This is a genomic window from Rhodococcus sp. P3_B8, assembly GCF_056402775.1.
On sequence record NZ_JBFUGT010000010.1, the window covers coordinates 37,747 to 55,762 of the forward strand.

Consider the following 18,016-nt stretch of genomic DNA (forward strand, 5'->3'; position numbering starts at 1 on the left):
GATCAGCTCCCCGTCACCGTACTGGTGGCGCACACGACACCGGCGGCGCTGTGTGCTTCGGCACCGCGTTCCAGGCCGTCGACGTGCGGAACCACGGTGAAGGTCTGCGGGCGGGTCATCGGCGACACCAAACGGTATCCGAATGTTTTGCCCTGCAACGAGATGTCCTGTCGACGCATGTGCTCGGCCATCATGAAGGCTAGCAACGGCCCATGGATCACCAGGCCGTCGTATCCCTCTCGGCGGCACCAATCGAGATCGTAGTGAATGCGGTGCGTGTTGTAAGTCAGTGCCGAGAAACGGAACAACAGTTTCTCGTCGACAGCGAGGGACAGCGTGGGGCCGTTCACCTGGGCCGACGACGGAGCAGGCGTGGGAAGCGGGGTCGACCCTCCCTCGCGGTAGACGATGTCCTGCTCCTCGCGGATGATCAGTTCACCGCCCTGCGTGATCTCCTGCAGAACCGTGACGAGCGTCAGGGCGCCGGTGCGTCCCACCTTGTCCACGGACTTGGCAATGGACGTCACCTTCGTGGCGGGCTCGCCGATACGTAGACTGCCGAAGGCGGTGACGCGGCCACCACCGAACATCCGGCGGCGTCCACCGCCGGGAGGCGCGGGGATACCGACAACGGGGTGGCCATCCTCACCGAGGTCGCTCTCAGCGTCGCGGGGAAGCAGGTGGAGCCAATGCCAGATCGGTGGCACCGTGTCACCGATCGCATGAGGAACATCGATGTCCAGCAGCGCAGCCATCGCCTCAACCGGTTCGGCCGAGATGACCTCCGTGCGTGCGATCTTGTCTGGGGAAGTCATGGGGTCGGCACCCTTTCGGCGGCGAGAACGGACAGCAGTTCGGACAGGTTGGGTGCGTCGTCGAGTGCCTCGACGGCGGCCACCAACCGGGAGGCGATGTCGCCTCCGAGAGGTTCGAGCAAGAGCGTTGCCTTCGCGACGACCTCGTCGTGTGTCATCGGGTTCTGAGCGGACCCACGTGCATACGTCGGGTTCCCGGCCTCGACGACGAGGGTTTCGCCGTTGGTCAACTCGATGTCCAACCGGGGTCCGTCCTCGATCTCGATGGCGTCGTCGACGCGCATGGAGACCTTGGCGAAAGTCGCGGCGATCCGCGGATCGTTCAGCCGTGGTGGGTCGTAGTCATCGAGTCCCAGGGCGCTTGCGCACAGCGCGAGGCTCACCGCGTAGGGAAGGCTGAATTGGGCGTCGAACACGGTGTCGATCGGGTACACCGACAGCATGTTCACCGCGGTCGTACCTGCAGTGATCACTATGGAGCGAACGTTTTCCGGCGTCAGGCCCCGATTCGTCACGAGGTCCTTCATCACGTCGACGGCCGAATGGCAACCGCGGCAGCACGCGTAGGGCTTGAGGTACGACGAGGCGACGTTGAAGTCCGTCCCCAGTCCAGTCAGCGCCCGATCGGTATGGCCGGTGCCGCCGGCGATAACAGCGTAGAGGCCGCCCCACTTCGCTTCGAATATTCGCCGGGGGCCGGTGATTCCCCCGGTCGCCAGCACGGCGGCGTCGACACCCGTCTCACCCGCTTTGCCCGGGTGCAGACGCTTGGTCAAGGCACCGTCGTCGATGAATGCCCACACCCCACCGGTGAACGATCCGGCGATTCCCAGTGCATCGGCGAAGGCATTCTTATCCGCGTCGAGGCATTTCGCTGCCGCTGCCGCCGCGGCGAAGCTGCCCATCGTGCCGCTCGAATGCCATCCTCGGTCTGTGTGTGCTGCGAATCCGCCGACCGCTTGCAGGGTTCGATACCCGATGTCGTAACCGGCGACCGTGGCGGCGATGACCTGCCGACCGGTACTCCCTGCTTTTTCGGCCACCGCGAGCGCCGCGGGCAGTACGGTCGACCCCGCGTGACCGGGCCCGCCTCCGTCGTCGAAATCTCTGGCGTGCGCGGAAGTTCCATTGACCAGGGCTGCGTGCGCCGGGGTGAGGCGTGTGCCGGTCCCCCACACCAGGCTGCCGGCATCGCCGGCCGAGAAGCGTGACAGCGCGTCGACGACACCGCTCACTTCGGGAGTTGTCGTGCCGACCAGGGCGACGGCCAAGGTATCGAGGATGTGGTCCTTGATTCCGTCGACGACGTCTTTCGGCAGATCGTCGTAGCCTGTTCGAGCCCAGAACGTCGCGAGCCGCTCGGTCAGCGACGGGGAGTCGCTCGTCACGATGTCGTCGCCGTCGTTGAGGGATTGAGGTCCACGGCCAGAGATCCGACCAGCCACCTGCCGCCGGCGTGTCCGATGTCGGTTCCGTTCTCCACGACTCTGGCATGGGGGTAGTGGTTCAAAAGGTAGCGCACCACTTCTTCCATCTCGACCTTCGCCAGGCTCTGACCCAGGCATCCGTGCAGACCGGTGCTGAACGTCAACGGCTGGTTTCGCTCTCGATCGAGGTCGAACGCGTTGGGCTGCGCGAAACGCTCTGGATCGCGGTTCGCCGACCAGACGGCGACGTGCACGTCGGACCCGGCGGGAATGACCGTGCCGTCGAGCTCGATGTCGACCGACGCGATCTTGCTGACGATGCCGGGGCGGGGGTACAACCTGCAGGCCTCGACGACGGCGGCCGGGATCAGCGACTGATCCTCGACGAGCCTGGCCCATGCCGCCCTGTCACGGAGCAGCGTCCATACCACGAGACCGGTCTGGTGTGCCGTGTTCACGGAGCTGGCTTCGAGCATCGCCGTCGCTTCGCTGAGCAGTTCCTCGGAGGTCAGTTTTCCTTCGGCCTCCTGACGAATGAGGAAAGACAGCATGTCGTCACCGAGTCCGGCCTGCCGCTTGCGCGCGATCAGGTCGCCAAGGTAATCGAACAATTCGTCGTAGGCCTTGAGTATTGACTCGGTAAGACTCGGATCCCTTTGCAGTAGAGCAAGTGTCCGCGCAGACAGACTGGCCACGACAGGGGCGTCCTCGGCCGGCGCGCCCGCCAAGTGGCAGTACACCCTCGCGGGGATCTTCTGGTCGACGGCCGCGTGGAAATCGACAGGTCCGGCGGCGTCCTTTCCCGGATCGATGTCTTCGAGGATGCCGCGCAGGACCGCGCGGATGTCTTCGACCGTGGTGGGACCCATGAAGCGCGCCAACGGGGTTCGGAGCCGCATGTGTCGGGGGCCTTCGGCCATGATCAGACTCTTGGCACGGAAGTCATGGACGGGCCCGTCGGTGATGCCGAACTGTTCCATCAACGTCAGGGCGGCATTGATGAAACGGGTGTCCCGAAGAACCTTGGTCGCGAGGTCGAAGTCGAGAACGGCGTATCCGTAGTCGCCCTGTACGAGCGACGCGCCGTCCGCGGAACCACCGGTGTGGCTGGGCGAGTCGGGTGCAAACGGGTCGAAAGCGTGAAGTGTGCTCATGCGCGCGAGATCGCCCCCATCGGGCAGCAGAGGATAACTTCGTCGAGATCCTGGTCCCGGTCGGCCGGCACGGTCGTCGCGACCTGCTCGAGTAGGCCGTTGTCGGCGATCTGGAACACATCGGGCATGAGGGCGGCACAGGTGCCGTTCGCGTCACACCGCGCGAAATCTACTTTGACCTCGATCATCGCGAGAATCCTTCGTGATTGGGATGGCTGCGACCGTTGCGCCTGAGCTGCAGGAGCGGTCGGTATGTCGTACACCACATTCTTGACCCGGATGAGCTATCCGACAAATATCAATATGGCGGACCGGTCATAGCTTTTGCGTATGCCAGGGCGCCACGCGAGACCGCCCCGACGGCGCGGCGGAGTCAGTGCTCGTAGTGCGTGACCCGTGGTACGGCAGCGCACAGCGGCTGAATCAACTCGCGGACGCGCGTTCCGGCAGCGGACGCGGCGAACAACTCGGTGTGATCCTCCACGCGGTTCCACAAAGCGCGAAGGAGATACGTCTCGTCCCGATCCACGCTCCGAGACAAGGTTGCCTCCGAGCATCCCGGCGCTGCCAGAAGCAGCGACCGGATCTCGTCGAAAGCTGCCTCGAGATCGCCGCCGGCTCCCGGACGGAGCTGGATCTCGAGGTGCTCGGAGATCACGCCTCCACCGACCGGCCGGCAATTGCCGACATGTCGACGAAACCGCCCCGCAGGAAAATCAACGGCTCGTCGATTCCCTGCTGAATGAGATCCTCGACTTCACCCACTACCTGCAGGTGGTCACCGATGCGGTCGACGCGGTGCGGCGAGCACTCCACGGTGACGATCGCGTCCTCAAGGAGGGGCACTCCCCGATCTGAGGGCTGCCACACCACACCGGCGAAGCGATCCTGCCCACGTCGCGAGAACGCCCGACACACATCTCCGCATCCCGACCTCAAGATGTTGATTCCGAAGTACTCGGCTTCAGCCAGCACCGGCCAGGTCGTGGAACCCTGGTCCACGTAGAACGCGACCAACGGCGGGTCGAGCGAGACGGAGGTGAAGGTACCCACCGTCATTCCGGTGGGTCCCGCGTCGGTCATCGCGGTGATGATCGAGACGCTGGTTGGGACGTGACTCATGACCCGTCTGTAATCGGCTGGGCTCAGCACATCGGACACCTTCCCTTCGACGGCGGAGGTCATCGTCATCTCACAATCCGATGGTCGGATCATCGTTTCCGAGGAGCTGACGTCCGTACGCTTCGCGCCCGATCTCGGGTGTCACGAGTGCGTGCCGGGCCGCGGTCTCGCTGTCGCGCCACACCCGTCCGAGCACGTTGACGTCGGCGAACGAGCCGGCACCGTTCGCGGTGAGGAGGTAGTCGATCTCTTCTTTGACCAGCTCCGCCACCACGCCTGTGTCGTTGCGGATGCGCGCGAGCACCTCCAAGTTGGGCAGCTGGTGGCTTTCGGCGGCGGTGTCGATGTCAGAGCACATGCCAGCCATCAACATCTCGGCAAGGCGCAGCTTGGTGGCCGCCTTCGCGACACCGATCTGGTGGGTAGGCGACTCCTTGGCTTGGCGGTAGGCCGTGTACGCGACCGGCTTCAGCGGAAGCTTCGCGCGTGTCAACTCGAGGGCGTGACGTCCCAGTCCGATCTGCGGCGCAACCAGAATGCCGGCGGCAACGGCGTTGAAGGGCATCGATGCCGTCCGCTCCTCGGTGAACGGAGAGCGGAAGTTCGACGCGAACATGTCTTTCACTCGCTGCACGCGGTACTCCGGGACAAAGTGGTCCTTGACCACAACGGTGTCGCTACCCGTTCCCTGCATGCCGGCGACGAACCACGTCGGTTCGATGGTGAAGGCTTCTGCGGGGACGAGCGCCATTCCCTGCTCACCATCCTCCAGCGTGATCGTCAGGCTGGCCCACTGGGCGGCGAAGGAGCCCGAGGCGTAGGGCCAGCGGCCGCTCATCAGGTAGCCCCCTTCGACGGGCTCGCTGCGGTCACCCGGGGAGAAGATCCCGCAGATCCTCGCGTTCGGGTTCACCCCGAACACATCTTCCTGCGCCTGCATGGAGAACGTGCTAGCGAAGCCGGTCGCCACCATCATGAGTGCGGTGACCCAACCGGTCGAGCCGTCACCGCGGGCGATTTCGGCGGTCACGTCGACCGCAGTCTTGAACGACGCTCCCTGGCCTCCCCAGCGCGTGGGAACCATGAGATGGAACAAGCCCGCCTCCGAGATTGCGTCGATCACCTCGGGTGCGATGTGGCGGTCCTTGGTTCCCTGTTCCGCGTACTCGCGGATGAGCGGGACGAGGGCCGCAGCCCGGGCGACGAGGTCGGCATCCGAGACCTGGATCTTGTCGCGATCCGGCAGTTCCGTGCTGGCGAGCTGTGCCATGTTATGTCTCTCTTCACTCGGTAGGACGCGATCAGGCTGCTGCTAGTGACTGCGATCACGTCGGACCACACCAGCATGTGATGCCGACCGCCTCGTCGCAATGGCACAAAGTTTGCGGACCTCATACGCCAAACACATCGGCTGCGGTCGATACTCACCGCGCATGACAACGACGACAATTTTGGATGTGGACCCACGCCACAGACGGTGGTCCGATGTAGCTTGCATCACAACCAGTTTGAGCGAAGGCGGCCCAGCGGATCAGGGCCGTGCATACGAGGAGTGCACATGAGTCGAATTATCATCAGCGGAGCATCGGGTGACCTAGGCCGGAGGGTAACGGGCCTATTGCTCGCAGCCGATCCGCACCGGGAGCTGATCCTCACCACCCGCACACCGGAGAAACTGGCTGGCCTCGCTTCCGACACTGTGCAGATCCGGCATAGCGACTACCAGCACCCAGCCTCTGTCCAGGAAGCCTACGTAGGCGGCGACACACTCTTCCTCATCAGCGGCCTCAACCTCGGACGTCGAATTTCCGAGCATCGCGGCGCGATCGAAGCAGCTCAAAAGGCAGGCGTCGGTCACATCGTCTATACCTCGGTCGGCGGTGTGCAGCCGGGCAATCCTGCGCTGTCCGCTATCGACCACCATCAGACGGAGTTGGATCTCCGCGCGTCGGGGCTCAAGTACACCATTCTGCGGAACGCCCTCTACGCGGAGATCGTCAGCAACATCCTGGTGGCACCCGCCGTGCCGTCAGGAATCTTGGCCCAGGCAACCGGGGATGGGCTTCTGGCTCCCGTTGCGAAGGGCGACGTCGCGCGTAGCGCTGCCGCCTGTCTCATGGACCCCGCCCGCCACGTCGGCGCGGTCTACGAAATCACAGGCCCGGAATTGCTGGACTTTCATCAGATCGCAGCCCTCGGCGCGCAGATCCACTCGACACCGATCGAGTATCAACCGATCACCGAACGCGACCGGCTGGCATTCTTCGACTCGATCGGGATTCCCCGCACCTACGATCCGAACATGCCCCCTAGCCCGGACGGGCACCTATGGGCCAGCGACGAACTTGTCTCCGCCGAAGTGGCTGTCGCACAGGGCTACCAGGCTCTTCTGAGCCATCACGTAAAGCAAATCACCGGGCGTGCCCCAGAGCCGCTCCGTTCCGTAATGGAGCGGGTGCGTGAGGTCCGCTACGACAAGATCGACGCCGCCATCTCCTGAAAACACGGGTCTCGGCACCACTTTCTCTCACCAGATGTCCGTCACCTTCGGCTCGCCCGGCGGCAGCATCCGAGCCGGGCGGGGGCGGCCGGCGCACCGCGGCCCGCGACTGTCTCCCGCCGCCGTTGCCTCCGGTTCGAGCGATCACTACGCAGCAGCGCGCGCCCTCGAACTCCCCACAAGGAAGGCACCATGAGCTCACCCGTCGATCCGACCCCACTACGACCAACTCCCAGCATGGACCCGCCGCTCGTCACCGACGCCGACACGAAGAAGAAGGAGATTCGACGAGTGGTGCTGTCGAGTTACCTCGGCAGCACCATCGAGTACTACGACTTCCTGCTTTACGCGACTGCTGCGGCGATCGTGTTCGCGCCCGTCTTCTTCTCCGATCTCACGCCTGTAGCCGGCACCATCGCATCCCTGGGGACGTTCGCCGCCGGATACCTCGCGCGCCCGCTCGGCGGCATAATTTTCGGTCACTTCGGGGACCGATATGGCCGAAAGTCCATGTTGCTCGTCTCGATGACGGTGATGGGCAGCGCGTCGTTCCTGATCGGGCTCGTTCCTCCTGCGTCAGCCATCGGCTCTTGGGCCGCGATCATTCTCGTCCTGCTACGCGTGAGCCAAGGCATCGCCATCGGAGGCGAGTGGGGCGGCGCCACACTGATGTCGCTGGAACACGTCGGTGGACGCGGACGCGGATTCGCCGCGGCATTCACCAACGCGGGAGCACCCACCGGTTCCTTGCTGGGCACCATCGCACTCGCGATCGTGGCCGTGCTGCCCGAGGAGGACTTCCTCCTGTGGGGCTGGCGCATCCCGTTCCTACTCTCCGCTGTCCTCCTCGCGCTCGGTCTCTTCATCAGAAGTCGAGTTTCGGAGAGCCCAGTCTTTAAAGAGGCTTTGGCGCGGCGCACAGAGCGCGATTCCGCCACTGTCCCGGTCACGCCGCCGCTCATGAGCATCCTGCGCCGTCCGAAGAACGTCGTCCTCGTGGCCGGGGGATGCATGGCCAGCGTCGCGATACAGATCATGTTTGCGACATTCGCCATCGGCTATGCCACGAGGTCGGGTGCCACACGGTCGGACGTCCTCATCGGTTTCGCGATCTGCCAATTCATCGCCATCTTCGCACTGCTGGGATTCGCGCGCCTCTCGGACAGAATCGGCCGTCGGCCGGTCATGTTGGCCGGCCTCGCCGGGTTCGCGGTGTTCGTCGTCCCCATCCTGTCCATGCTGTCCTCCGGGAACGTGGTACTGGTAGCACTCGCTTTCGTGTTGGGCTTCAGCGTGTTCCAGTCGGCGACTTTCGGGCCGATGGCTGCGTACATCGCCGAACAGTTCGGCACATCCGCTCGGTACACGGGTGCCTCTCTCGGCTACCAGGCAGCCACGCTCCTCGGCGCGGGTTTCACCCCCGTAATCCTCGTGTCGTTGCAGGCTGCTACGGACGGCAGCACAGGCCTGGTGGCGGCTTACATGATCGCGCTCGCCGTGGTCAGTTCAGTGTTCATTGTCCTGACGAAGGAGAGCAAGGACCGAGACCTGGCGACATACCAGCACTGACCTACGCGACACATACGGACGAAGGGCAGGCACTCCGCAGTCGGCCGAGAGCGTGCCCTTCGCGTTTGTCTGGCGCTACCCGGTCCCGCGAGCACTATCGCAGTCACGTGCCGCTCCTCCTCATACGAGCGTGGAAGTGGGAACCGGATGCCGCGATTCGAATGCGCGTATCCCCATGTCACCACATGCCCGAGCACGACCAACAATCCAGGACCAGACTCTAGTGCCCGTACGTTATGTACTCGGTGCCGAGAGAGCCAGTGAGGTAATTGGTGCCACCAACCCCAATAACACCGCGGATTCCGATCTAGGGGCTTGACACAGGAGGACGTGCGGTGTTGTAGCCGATTCATCTGTGCTACGCGACAAGCCCGTTCGACCGCGGCATCGTCGATCTTGTCTGTACGCCAGGCCGACATTCAGCAGTCCAGTGTCGGTCGGTGGTTCAGGAGGGCCTATTGTGCGGTTCGACGACCCATGCCGCGATCTGTGCGCGTGAGCCGAACCCCAGCTTGGTCAGGATGTGTTCGACATGCCCCTGCGCGGTGCGTGGCGAGATGACAAGGCGAGCAGCGATTTCCTTGTTGGTCAACCCTTCGGCGACCAATTCGGCGACCTCATGTTCCCGCTTCGTCAGTTTCGTCGAACTAGGAGCGGATATCGATGTCGGCGGAACCTGCTCGCCCAGCGCGTAGGCGACGGCAGCGTCGAAACCGAGTGCCCCACCGCGCTCGTGGGCCGTGGCGAACGCCTGCCCGCTCATCGCCTGGCGGGTCTGCTTTTCGCACTCCTCCTGGTAGACCACCAGGGCGGATACCACCACTGTTGGACTTCCCACCGATCGGCTCAGCTGCTCTGCGGCTCCCAACAATACGGCCGCACGGCGGGGGTTGTGTTCCTCGGCTGCGATCCATGCCAGCGCTTGCAGACACCAGCTGGTGCTCAACCAGTCTTTAACTTTCCGACCGAGTTGCAGTGCCTGCTCGAGTAGCCGTACCGCTCGCGCGCGGTCATTGTGCCGCCAAACCGCAACAGCCAACGCCCACATTGCATACGACCGATACACGAATTCTCCCCGCGACTCGGTGATCGCGAGGAGGCGCTCGTAGCATTCGATGGCCCGCTCCGTATCGCCCAGTAGTGCGTAAGTCGTTCCAAGGGGGCCGAGAGCAATGACTTGGAAGGTGAGGTCTCCCTGTGTGGCTTCCGCCTCGATGGCATTCTCGAAATGCGAGCGTGTGCCGGGAAGATCTCCACTGAACAGTGCTAAGGCCCCCGCGGCCAGATCGAGGTGAGCGTGTAGCATCGGGTCGGTCGTCTGGCTGGCGAGAGTGCGACACTCCTCTACCAAGGCGGCCTGGGCGCGAAGATCGCCCTGCACGCCGGCCAGGAGGCTGCACGCAAAGAACGCCTTGGCCCTGTCTCGGGTAAGTGCGCCGGTCTGACAGGCGAGGAGGCGCTCGAGCCAGCGCCGCCCCTCGCTGAACAACCCCCGGGTATACCAGTAGTGGTAGAGCGCGGCTGCGATGCGAATTCCGGCTTCGGGACTACCGGACGCCGAAAATTCAAGCGCCTCTCGCAGATTCGGCTGCTCCAGCGCGAGTCTGTTGATCCACGCGAGTTGTCGGGGACTGATCCAGTCACCTTCAGCTTTGATCACCAACTGCTCGTACCAATCTCGGTGTCGGCGGGAGAGTTCGGGATATTGACCGGTCTCGTGCGCCTTTTCGCGGCCGTAGTCGCGCACGGTATCGAGCATCCGGAACCGTACCGTGTCGCCCGACTCCACCCGGGTCACAATCGACTTGTCGACCAGGCCGGTCACGGTATCGAGTAGCGCCTCCGATGTCAGGGTACCGCCGCACACCTGTTCTGCAGCATCAATTTCGAAGCTGCCGGCGAACACTGACAGCTGAGCCCACACCCGTTGCTCGACCGGCATACACAATCCGTGGCTCCAGTCGATGCACATCCGTAACGCCTGCTGCCGTGAAGGTAAGTTCCGGCTGCCGCGCGTTAGCAACGCGAGACGGTCCGTCAGCCGCTGCTCGATCTGCTCGGGCGTCATCACCCGCATCCGGGCCGCAGCCAATTCGATCGCTAGGGGCAACCCGTCCAGGCGCCGGCAGATCCGGGCAATGGTGACCTTGTTGGCCTCGGTGACTGCGAACCCCGGGACGGCGGCGGCTCCCCGTTCGGCGAACAACGTTACCGCGTCATTGCGGGGCAGCCCTCTGGGCAGGTGATCGGGATCCGGTACAGGCAGCGGCGGGATCAGCTGCGCCACTTCCCCGCCGATGTCGAGTGCTTCACGGCTGGTCGCGAGGATCCGAAGCTCGGGGCAGCTGCGTAGCAGGGTTTCGGTGAGCTCGGCCACCGCATCCACAATCTGCTCGCAGTTGTCCAGTATCAGTAGCAGTTTGCGGGGGACGAGGAAGTCGACGAGTACCTCGTGTATTGGTTTCGTCGACTGGTCGCGTAGTCCCAACGCACTCGCCACCATGCCCACCAACAGTGACTCGTCACGAAGCTCACCTAGCTCGACCAGGCACGCACCGTCAGGGAAATCGGGCTGCAGTTTGGTGGCGACCCGCAACGCCAGCCGGGTCTTGCCGACCCCACCGATCCCAGTCAACGTCACCAGTCGCGAGGTCGACAGCGCGTTCTTCGCCTCTGCTAGTTCGGTGCGGCGGTCAACGAAGCTGGTCAACTCCAGGGGCAGACGACCTGTGGGGGACCCCCGGCGTCCGGCTAACGTATCTGTTGCCGCGGGTAAATGTGTGCGTATCGGCGGGCTACTTTCATGTTCTTGTGTCACTCCCGTTTCGGTGCGCAGGGCCATTTTGTCGACCGCGAACCCGTGGTGAAGCTGGGAAGTCTCGAGCTGACCCAGTTCCGCGACGGACGGACGACGCCCCGGGTCTGCGGACATGGCAACTTCAATAATCGCACCGACATCGTGCGGAACGCCGTGCTCGCAGGGATCCGGGACGGGTTCTGTGGTGATCCTGAGAAACTGGGCGACCAATTGCTCTCCGCTCCGGCGCTCGAACGCTGCGTGCCCGGTCATCGCGGCGAACAGTGTCGCACCGAGACCGTAGACGTCGGCGGCCGGACTAGCTGGTTGGCCGGCCACGACCTCGGGGGCGGTGAACGCCGGTGAACCCGTCACAATGCCCGCAGTGGTCTCGAACCCGCCAGAGATGTGGGCGATCCCAAAATCTGCCAGCGCCGGCTCACCGTAGTCGGTGAACAGGATGTTCCCGGGCTTGACATCGCGATGAAGGATTCCCAGTTGGTGCGCGGTCTCCAGGGCGCCCGCTACTTTCACTCCGAGCCGCAGCGCTTCGTCCAGTGGAAGCGGTCCGCGACGTCGGATTTGCGCATCGAGAGAATCCTGGGGGTAGTACGGCATCACTATGAAGGGGCGACCGTTGTCGGTCACACCGGCGTGGAGAACGTTGACGATATTGGGGTGTCCGGTCAACCTTCCTGCCGCGCGCTGTTCGCGCAGGAACCGTGCCTGATTCTCCTCGTCGAGGTCCACGGTGAGGACCTTCACCGCTACGGTGCGGTCGAGCGCAGCCTGCGTGCAGCGGTAGACGACGCCGAACCCTCCGCTGCCGATCTCTTGGGCGTCCTCGAATCCGGCAGCAGCCAGCTCCGCCGTGACCGAACCGGCCACGTCGCGCTGCGTCGCGAACGGATCGACATCAGTCATCGATTACATCGATTCATCCCGCTCGAGGCACGGCCAACGAACGCCACATTGCTCACCTCTCGACGATGTTCCCCCAGGATATCGCCGATCCCACGAGCCGAGGCGTCCATCTCAGTTGTGTGGTCCCGTTCGGAACGCGCCGGCGCCGGATTGGCCTGAGTAAGCGATGACCTCGATTCTTGAACAAGCCGACCTACCGCACTGACGTGGACAGCGTTTTGCAGTGGGCGGTTCTCGCGCTGCCGCATGACAACGACGACGACAACCAGAATCGGCAAGGCGCGTACAGGTCGGCGCAAGAACGAGGATTTCCGTTCCGGCAGTCGTCTCGCTGCACGAGAACACCCGGACAAATCGATCAGCTCATGGAGCGCTCTCGCGCGGCGCGGACTGTCTGCTCCAACAGCGTGGTGATGGTCATCGGGCCGACGCCCCCTGGCACAGGCGTGATGTATGACGCCTTGCGAGACGCCGAGTCGAAGTCGACGTCACCTTTGTTGTCCGCGTAGCCTGCGTCGATCACGACAGCACCTGGTTTGATCCACTCGCCTCGGACCAGTCCGGGGGACCCCACCGCCGCCACGACTAGGTCGGCCGACTCGACGTGGGAGCTCAGATCCGCAGTGCGTGAGTGACAGTAGGTTACCGTCGCGTCACGAGCCAGCAGAAGCATTCCCATCGGTCTGCCGAGGATCGGGCTGCGACCTATCACGACTGCGTGCCGCCCACTGAGTGCAATGGCGTACGAATCGAGCAATCTCATGATGCCGCCGGGGGTTGCGGATTCGAAGCCCGCGGTTCCCAATGCCATGGCCGCGAACGAGTCTCGGGTGACACCGTCGACATCCTTCGCCGGATCGATGGCGTCGAACGCAGCGCGTTCGTCCACTCCGGGTGGCACCGGGTGCTGCAGAAGAATCCCATCTACATTGGGGTCTTCAGACAGCGCCCGAACTTCCGCGCAGACAGCATTCGTGCTCAACCCCGCGTCGAGATGCACTCGGCGCGATTCGATACCGACCTCGGTGCAGGCAGCGGCTTTCATACGCACGTAGGTGTGCGAGGCGGGGTCGTCGCCGACCAGTACCGTCGCCAGAACCGGGCGCCGACCGAAGTCCCTCGAGTATTGCTGTGCCTGGGTCCCAAGCTTTTCGCGCATGACTCGCGACACCTCGCGGCCGTTCAGCAATCGGGCCGACATGCCGACTCCCTCTCCTACCGTGGTTAGACGAGAATCAGAAGACAACGGTCTGGTTCCCGTCTCTGATTACCCGGTCCTCGCAGTGCCAGGCAACGGCGCGAGAAAGCACCTGGCGCTCAACGTCCGCACCTCTTCGTTGCAGCTCAGCTGCAGTCTCCACGTGCGAGACCCGCACGACGTCCTGCTCGATGATCGGCCCTTCGTCGAGGTCCTCGGTCACGTAGTGGGCCGTGGCGCCGATCAGTTTGACGCCTCGATCTTTCGCCTTCTGATACGGCCCCGCACCGATGAAAGCGGGCAGGAATGAGTGATGAATGTTGATTACCGGCACTCCCACCTGTTGTAAGAAATCACCGGACAGAATCTGCATGTAGCGAGCGAGGACAACGAGATCGACGTTGTCGGTGAGAAGCTTCAACTGCTCCGCCTCCGCCTGTGCCCGTGACGCCCGGTTTACGGGGATGTGGATGAACGGAATGCCGAATCCGCGAACGTCGTCCCCGAGATCGGGATGGTTCGCGATGACCATCCCCACGTTCATGTGGATTTCGCCACGACGCTGCCGCCATAGGAGGTCGAGGAGGCAATGATCCGTTTTGGACACCATGATGGCGACGCGCTTCGGCTTGCGAGCTTCAGTCAACCTGTACGACTGTCCCAACATGCCTAGAACGTTGTCGAGTTCGTCGGACAGGGACGGAATCTGTGCCGGTAGGTCCTCCAAGTGGAACGTCGTGCGTTGGAAGAATCTGCCGCCGGCAGGGTCGGTCGAGTGCTGGTCCAGTGAGACAATGTTCGCGCCGTATTTCGCGAGCAAGGACGAGACCGCCGCGACGATTCCCTGACGGTCGTCGCCTTGCACGATCAAAGTGCCGAGGTCGACCACGTCGCGACTGGTTCGTGACATCGTGCTGTTGTCCTTTCGTGTGAAGTGGTCGTCGCCGCCAGGATCGTGTGACGGGACGAGTAGGTCGGAGTCGGTCATGCACTCAGTGCGCGACGACTCCTGACGGAAACGACTCCAGATCGACATCCTTGTTCGCCGGGAGGTCGAGGTAGGGGAACCGCTCCACCGTCGCGCGAATCTGCTTGATTCGTTCGCCGTGGTTGCCCCAGTGCAGGACGACTTCAGTGCCGATCTCGGCGAGTTCAATGTCGATGGTGGAATGGGAGATCATCTCGCGGAAGTAGTAGGAGTAGACGGCCAGCGATGATATACCCACCTGCTTGCCGTCCTTGGTGACGATGTCCGCATGGTCGCCCGCTGGTGATTGCGGCGTCGTCGGGAACTCGAAGTGCCGGTATTCCTCCCCGGGCTCGAACTGCGACGCGAACACGTCGAGTACGTCTTCCTTGTTCCACCTGAGGACCACCGTCTTGCGGCGCGGTGCGGCAGCCTCCGCCTCGAGGGCTTCCCGGCCCAGGAAGTCGTGGTCGAACTTCGCCATCCAGCCCCAGTTGACTTCGAAGGGGGTGCGGAGTCGCGCCGTGATGTCGGTGGGATTTGCGCTCCCACTCAATTGGCCGCTCACCTGTTTGGGCGGCAGAGCAGCTCCGAAGAGGGGATGAGAGACGAATTCCGGGTCGGCGAAAGCAGCAGGGAGGAAGGTACAACCCTGCTGAGGGAAGCCACCCTCGGTGTGATTCACGACGTAGGTCCGCCATCCCAGGCGCGTGATGTCGAAATCCTCGCCCGCCCGGTACACGGCGTCGAACACCGCTGGTCCGTGTTCGAGGGGGCCACGCACCTCGTAAGCGAGGGTCCCCGACATTCCGATTCGCGACAGTTCGATTTCCACCGTGGCATCGATTCCGGGTACCTGGATTCGCCGAATGCCCAGGAATTGCAGGGAGCGCAATGATTCACCCGTGAGGCGTTCGAGTATCTGCAGCGACTTCGGGCCCGCCACCTGAAAGATGAAGATGTCCCGCATACCGATTTCTACGTCTAGTCCCAGCGACGGGGCCTTGAAGGGGGCCCAGGGCATCGCCGCGAAATGGCGATACGAGTCCTCGCTGTCGCGCACTGTGAGACCGTGATTGGCGATGTATCCGTTTTCGTCGAGCATGACGAGGTGCTTGGACTTGCCGATGGGCCATTTGTCGACGTTGTTAATACTGAGCCGTGAGAGCAAGGCCCGCGCGTTGGGTCCACTGAAGGTGAACTCGGGGATGCCGCTGAGATTCGACGCGATGTACGCGCCGGTCTTCCACGACATCGATTCTTTCTTCCACCCGTCGCCTTCCCAGATATGGAGGCTACCTAGGATGTTCAGGTAGGTCGGCACGTCGGGGTAGGAAGGAACGTCACCGACGGACGCTGCTCCGGGGCCTTGCTGGACCGCATGGTCGACACTCATGGCGCTATTACTCTCTTTCTGAACGCACTGACGTGATATGTGGTTCCGCTCGGGGTGCGAGCGGTCAGGACGCCGAACCGATTCGGTCGTACGGGGTGTCCTTTACCTTTTCGAGGACGGATCGCAACGGCGCGGGCGCCTCCCCCGTGATCTGCTCGACATGTCCGGACAGCAGTGCTTGGTAGCCCTGGGCCACCGCCAGATCGGCCGACACCAGCTCGTCGCTGGCCCACATGTGGCCTTCGGCGCTGGGGGGCATGTTCGGGTCGTACGTCCGCGGGAGACCGACCGAGTCGAAGAACTGCAGCCGTTCCTCCTCCGATACCGGCTTGTAGGCGATCTCTGTGCCGAAGACCTCGGAACCAAGTCGGACAATGTCGTCCATGCTCAACAGTTCAGGACCGGTGATCTCGTAGACAGCGCCATCGTGGTCGGCGGGGTCGGCGAGGATTGCGGTCGCACAGCGCGCGACGTCCACCTTGGAGACGGGCGCTAAGGAACCGTGGCCGGTGGCCATTTCGAGTACGCCGTCGCGTGCGGCAGGTGCCAGCCAGATCGCACTGACGATCTCCGCGTAGAGCGCATTGCGCAGGATCGTGTACGACAGTCCGCTCGCTCGGAGATCGAGCTCGGTCTGGTAATGGTCGATGGCTGAGAGCGCCGGGTTGCCGGGTTGTACTCCGCCGACCGATGTGTAGACGATGTGGCGTATCCCCGCCTTCTCTGCGGCGCGGATCGCATTACGGTGTTCGGTTGTCCGCCGCCCGAGATTGAGCCCACTGATGAGAAACAGGATGTCTCCGCCGTGGTACGCCTCGTCCAATAGCTCGGGCTTCTCGTAATCGCCCTTCCGCACGCTGACGTTCGGGCCGCCTGCTTCGATTGCCTCGGGCGATCGAGTCACAAGTGTCAGGTTGCACAGAGGAGCTCTTTCGAGGAGCCCTTGCGTCACGCGGCGAGCCAAATCGCCCGAGGCTCCACTGATGACAATTTGGGTCACATCTTCCTCCGGTTGTAGATCGCGAATCTTTGTCCATGCGGTGCAGCTTGACGGGGTCAGCATGAGCCGGAGTCGAGCGAGGCACGTTGCAAGCTTCGTTGCTGGGAGTGACGTGGGCAATAGCACGAAGTTCTAGCGAACCATGTGTGAGATGCATGATCGAGACCGCCGAACCGCGGGCGTCCAGGGCCGCCTCAGGTACTGATCCGGGGACGCTACGCAAGGTGGGTCGTATCCGGTCGAGGTGAGACGGCATTTCCCCTTCTGTGGCACCGTGCCATCGTCAGCCTCTTCGACGGCGCCTGGCGGTTCCGAAGTGGGTCTCCGCCGAGACTCCACGAGGGTCACACCGTGGTTACCAGGTCGTCCTCGGCTTGCGGTCGGCTTCACGAGGTCTTTGCCATCGATCCGGACGTTGTTGACGGTCTTGGACACCGGTCAGGTGGCCAAGGCTTCCGGGTGCCGGGCGCCATCACGGAGCGGGCTAGGCGTAGTCGACGTCGGTGTTGGTTAGGTCGAGCCAGAGGGCCAGTTTCCCGGGTCCACGCCCATCGGCATCCGATCGTGGATGTGCCCGACACCGTCGTCGCGTTGGTATCTGCACCTCGCCTCGCATAGGAGGACATTTGCATAGCGTATGTGGGGCAGACACCCCGAACAGCTATCCGCTCCGTGCGAGGCATATGCGCTCAGAGAAATGACCGCCTCCTTGACCGATCAGCCTCCTCGAACTCTCCGAACTCACGACGCAGCGGAGCCTTTCCGCACAACCTACGGCCAAGGCAACGTGCCGTGCTATGCCCGCAAGCATGGGATTCTGCGTGTTCAGCTCGGGATTGGGTCATGGGAGGCGAGTGGATCCAATCGATACGGACCGTGTGACGTGCGGCAAGACATCTACGCCAGCCTCGAAGGTCTACTCAGGGAGACCGACCTGTATGAATGCGCTATCCGGGGCTGCCTCAGGCCGGTGCCGATCTCCGAACCAATCGATGGCTGACAGCAAGAGACCCCACCTGCTGAACCGTGACGCACCGCTGGTGAGATCTCACTGCCGCCAGTCGCCCAAGGCTGCGGCAGGCGAACGGCGGGGCCTCCGCACCAACCACGGTGAGCCCGGAATCGGTGCGCGGCCGGCCTATCCGCG

14 protein-coding genes are annotated in these 18,016 nt (G+C 63.4%); 2 read left to right on the forward strand and 12 right to left on the reverse strand.

Annotated elements, in window-relative coordinates; genetic code table 11:
* Nucleotides 1-2: 2 nt before the first annotated feature.
* The 7 genes from AC1D1G_RS06730 to AC1D1G_RS06760 form a co-directional block, all read right to left on the reverse strand.
* Nucleotides 3-815 carry an HTD2 family dehydratase gene (locus AC1D1G_RS06730; RefSeq protein ID WP_095869828.1) on the reverse strand — a complete coding sequence of 271 codons (813 nt, stop codon included), beginning with the start codon at nucleotides 813-815 and terminating at the stop codon, nucleotides 3-5.
* Nucleotides 812-2,203, reverse strand: coding sequence for an MmgE/PrpD family protein (locus AC1D1G_RS06735; protein ID WP_133987367.1), 1,392 nt, complete (start codon nucleotides 2,201-2,203; stop codon nucleotides 812-814). Before AC1D1G_RS06735 ends, AC1D1G_RS06730 begins: the two co-directional genes overlap by 4 nt.
* Nucleotides 2,200-3,396 carry a cytochrome P450 gene (locus AC1D1G_RS06740; RefSeq protein WP_095869826.1) on the reverse strand — a complete coding sequence of 399 codons (1,197 nt, stop codon included), beginning with the start codon at nucleotides 3,394-3,396 and terminating at the stop codon, nucleotides 2,200-2,202. The genes AC1D1G_RS06735 and AC1D1G_RS06740 overlap by 4 nt, the downstream gene beginning before the upstream one ends.
* Nucleotides 3,393-3,584: a ferredoxin gene (locus AC1D1G_RS06745; protein ID WP_095869825.1), complete on the reverse strand. Its 192-nt coding sequence runs from the start codon at nucleotides 3,582-3,584 to the stop codon at nucleotides 3,393-3,395. Before AC1D1G_RS06745 ends, AC1D1G_RS06740 begins: the two co-directional genes overlap by 4 nt.
* A gap of 185 nt (nucleotides 3,585-3,769) precedes the next feature.
* Nucleotides 3,770-4,054, reverse strand: coding sequence for an antibiotic biosynthesis monooxygenase family protein (locus AC1D1G_RS06750; protein ID WP_095869824.1), 285 nt, complete (start codon nucleotides 4,052-4,054; stop codon nucleotides 3,770-3,772).
* Entirely contained in the window at nucleotides 4,051-4,587 is a 537-nt protein-coding gene (locus AC1D1G_RS06755; RefSeq protein WP_095869823.1) for a flavin reductase family protein, read from the reverse strand. The genes AC1D1G_RS06750 and AC1D1G_RS06755 overlap by 4 nt, the downstream gene beginning before the upstream one ends.
* 1 nt (nucleotide 4,588) lies before the next feature.
* Nucleotides 4,589-5,788, reverse strand: a complete 1,200-nt coding sequence (locus tag AC1D1G_RS06760) for an acyl-CoA dehydrogenase family protein (RefSeq protein WP_095869822.1) — start codon at nucleotides 5,786-5,788, stop codon at nucleotides 4,589-4,591.
* 288 nt (nucleotides 5,789-6,076) lie between these two features.
* On the opposite strand from AC1D1G_RS06760, the gene AC1D1G_RS06765 reads away from it, so the two are divergent.
* Together AC1D1G_RS06765 and AC1D1G_RS06770 are read left to right on the forward strand one after the other, a co-directional pair.
* Nucleotides 6,077-7,018, forward strand: a complete 942-nt coding sequence (locus tag AC1D1G_RS06765) for an NAD(P)H-binding protein (protein ID WP_095869821.1) — start codon at nucleotides 6,077-6,079, stop codon at nucleotides 7,016-7,018.
* 237 nt (nucleotides 7,019-7,255) lie between these two features.
* Nucleotides 7,256-8,587 (forward strand): MFS transporter, encoded by a 1,332-nt coding sequence (locus AC1D1G_RS06770; protein WP_477951581.1) that lies wholly within the window; start codon nucleotides 7,256-7,258, stop codon nucleotides 8,585-8,587.
* A gap of 445 nt (nucleotides 8,588-9,032) precedes the next feature.
* On the opposite strand, the gene AC1D1G_RS06775 is transcribed toward AC1D1G_RS06770, so the two are convergent.
* From AC1D1G_RS06775 to AC1D1G_RS06795, 5 genes are all read right to left on the reverse strand, one after another.
* Complete coding sequence (locus AC1D1G_RS06775) at nucleotides 9,033-12,308, reverse strand: protein kinase domain-containing protein (protein ID WP_477951550.1); 3,276 nt, start codon at nucleotides 12,306-12,308, stop codon at nucleotides 9,033-9,035.
* Between the two features lie 358 nt (nucleotides 12,309-12,666).
* Nucleotides 12,667-13,509, reverse strand: a complete 843-nt coding sequence (locus tag AC1D1G_RS06780; protein ID WP_095869818.1) for a bifunctional 5,10-methylenetetrahydrofolate dehydrogenase/5,10-methenyltetrahydrofolate cyclohydrolase — start codon at nucleotides 13,507-13,509, stop codon at nucleotides 12,667-12,669.
* Between the two features lie 34 nt (nucleotides 13,510-13,543).
* A complete protein-coding gene (purU, locus tag AC1D1G_RS06785; protein WP_095869994.1) occupies nucleotides 13,544-14,416 on the reverse strand; it encodes a formyltetrahydrofolate deformylase in 873 nt (290 codons plus the stop codon).
* Nucleotides 14,417-14,498: 82 nt separating this feature from the next.
* Nucleotides 14,499-15,869 carry an aminomethyl transferase family protein gene (locus AC1D1G_RS06790; RefSeq protein ID WP_167114317.1) on the reverse strand — a complete coding sequence of 457 codons (1,371 nt, stop codon included), beginning with the start codon at nucleotides 15,867-15,869 and terminating at the stop codon, nucleotides 14,499-14,501.
* A 64-nt stretch (nucleotides 15,870-15,933) separates the two neighbouring features.
* Nucleotides 15,934-16,932, reverse strand: coding sequence for an NAD(P)H-binding protein (locus AC1D1G_RS06795; RefSeq protein WP_477951551.1), 999 nt, complete (start codon nucleotides 16,930-16,932; stop codon nucleotides 15,934-15,936).
* Between the last annotated feature and the right edge of the window lie 1,084 nt (nucleotides 16,933-18,016).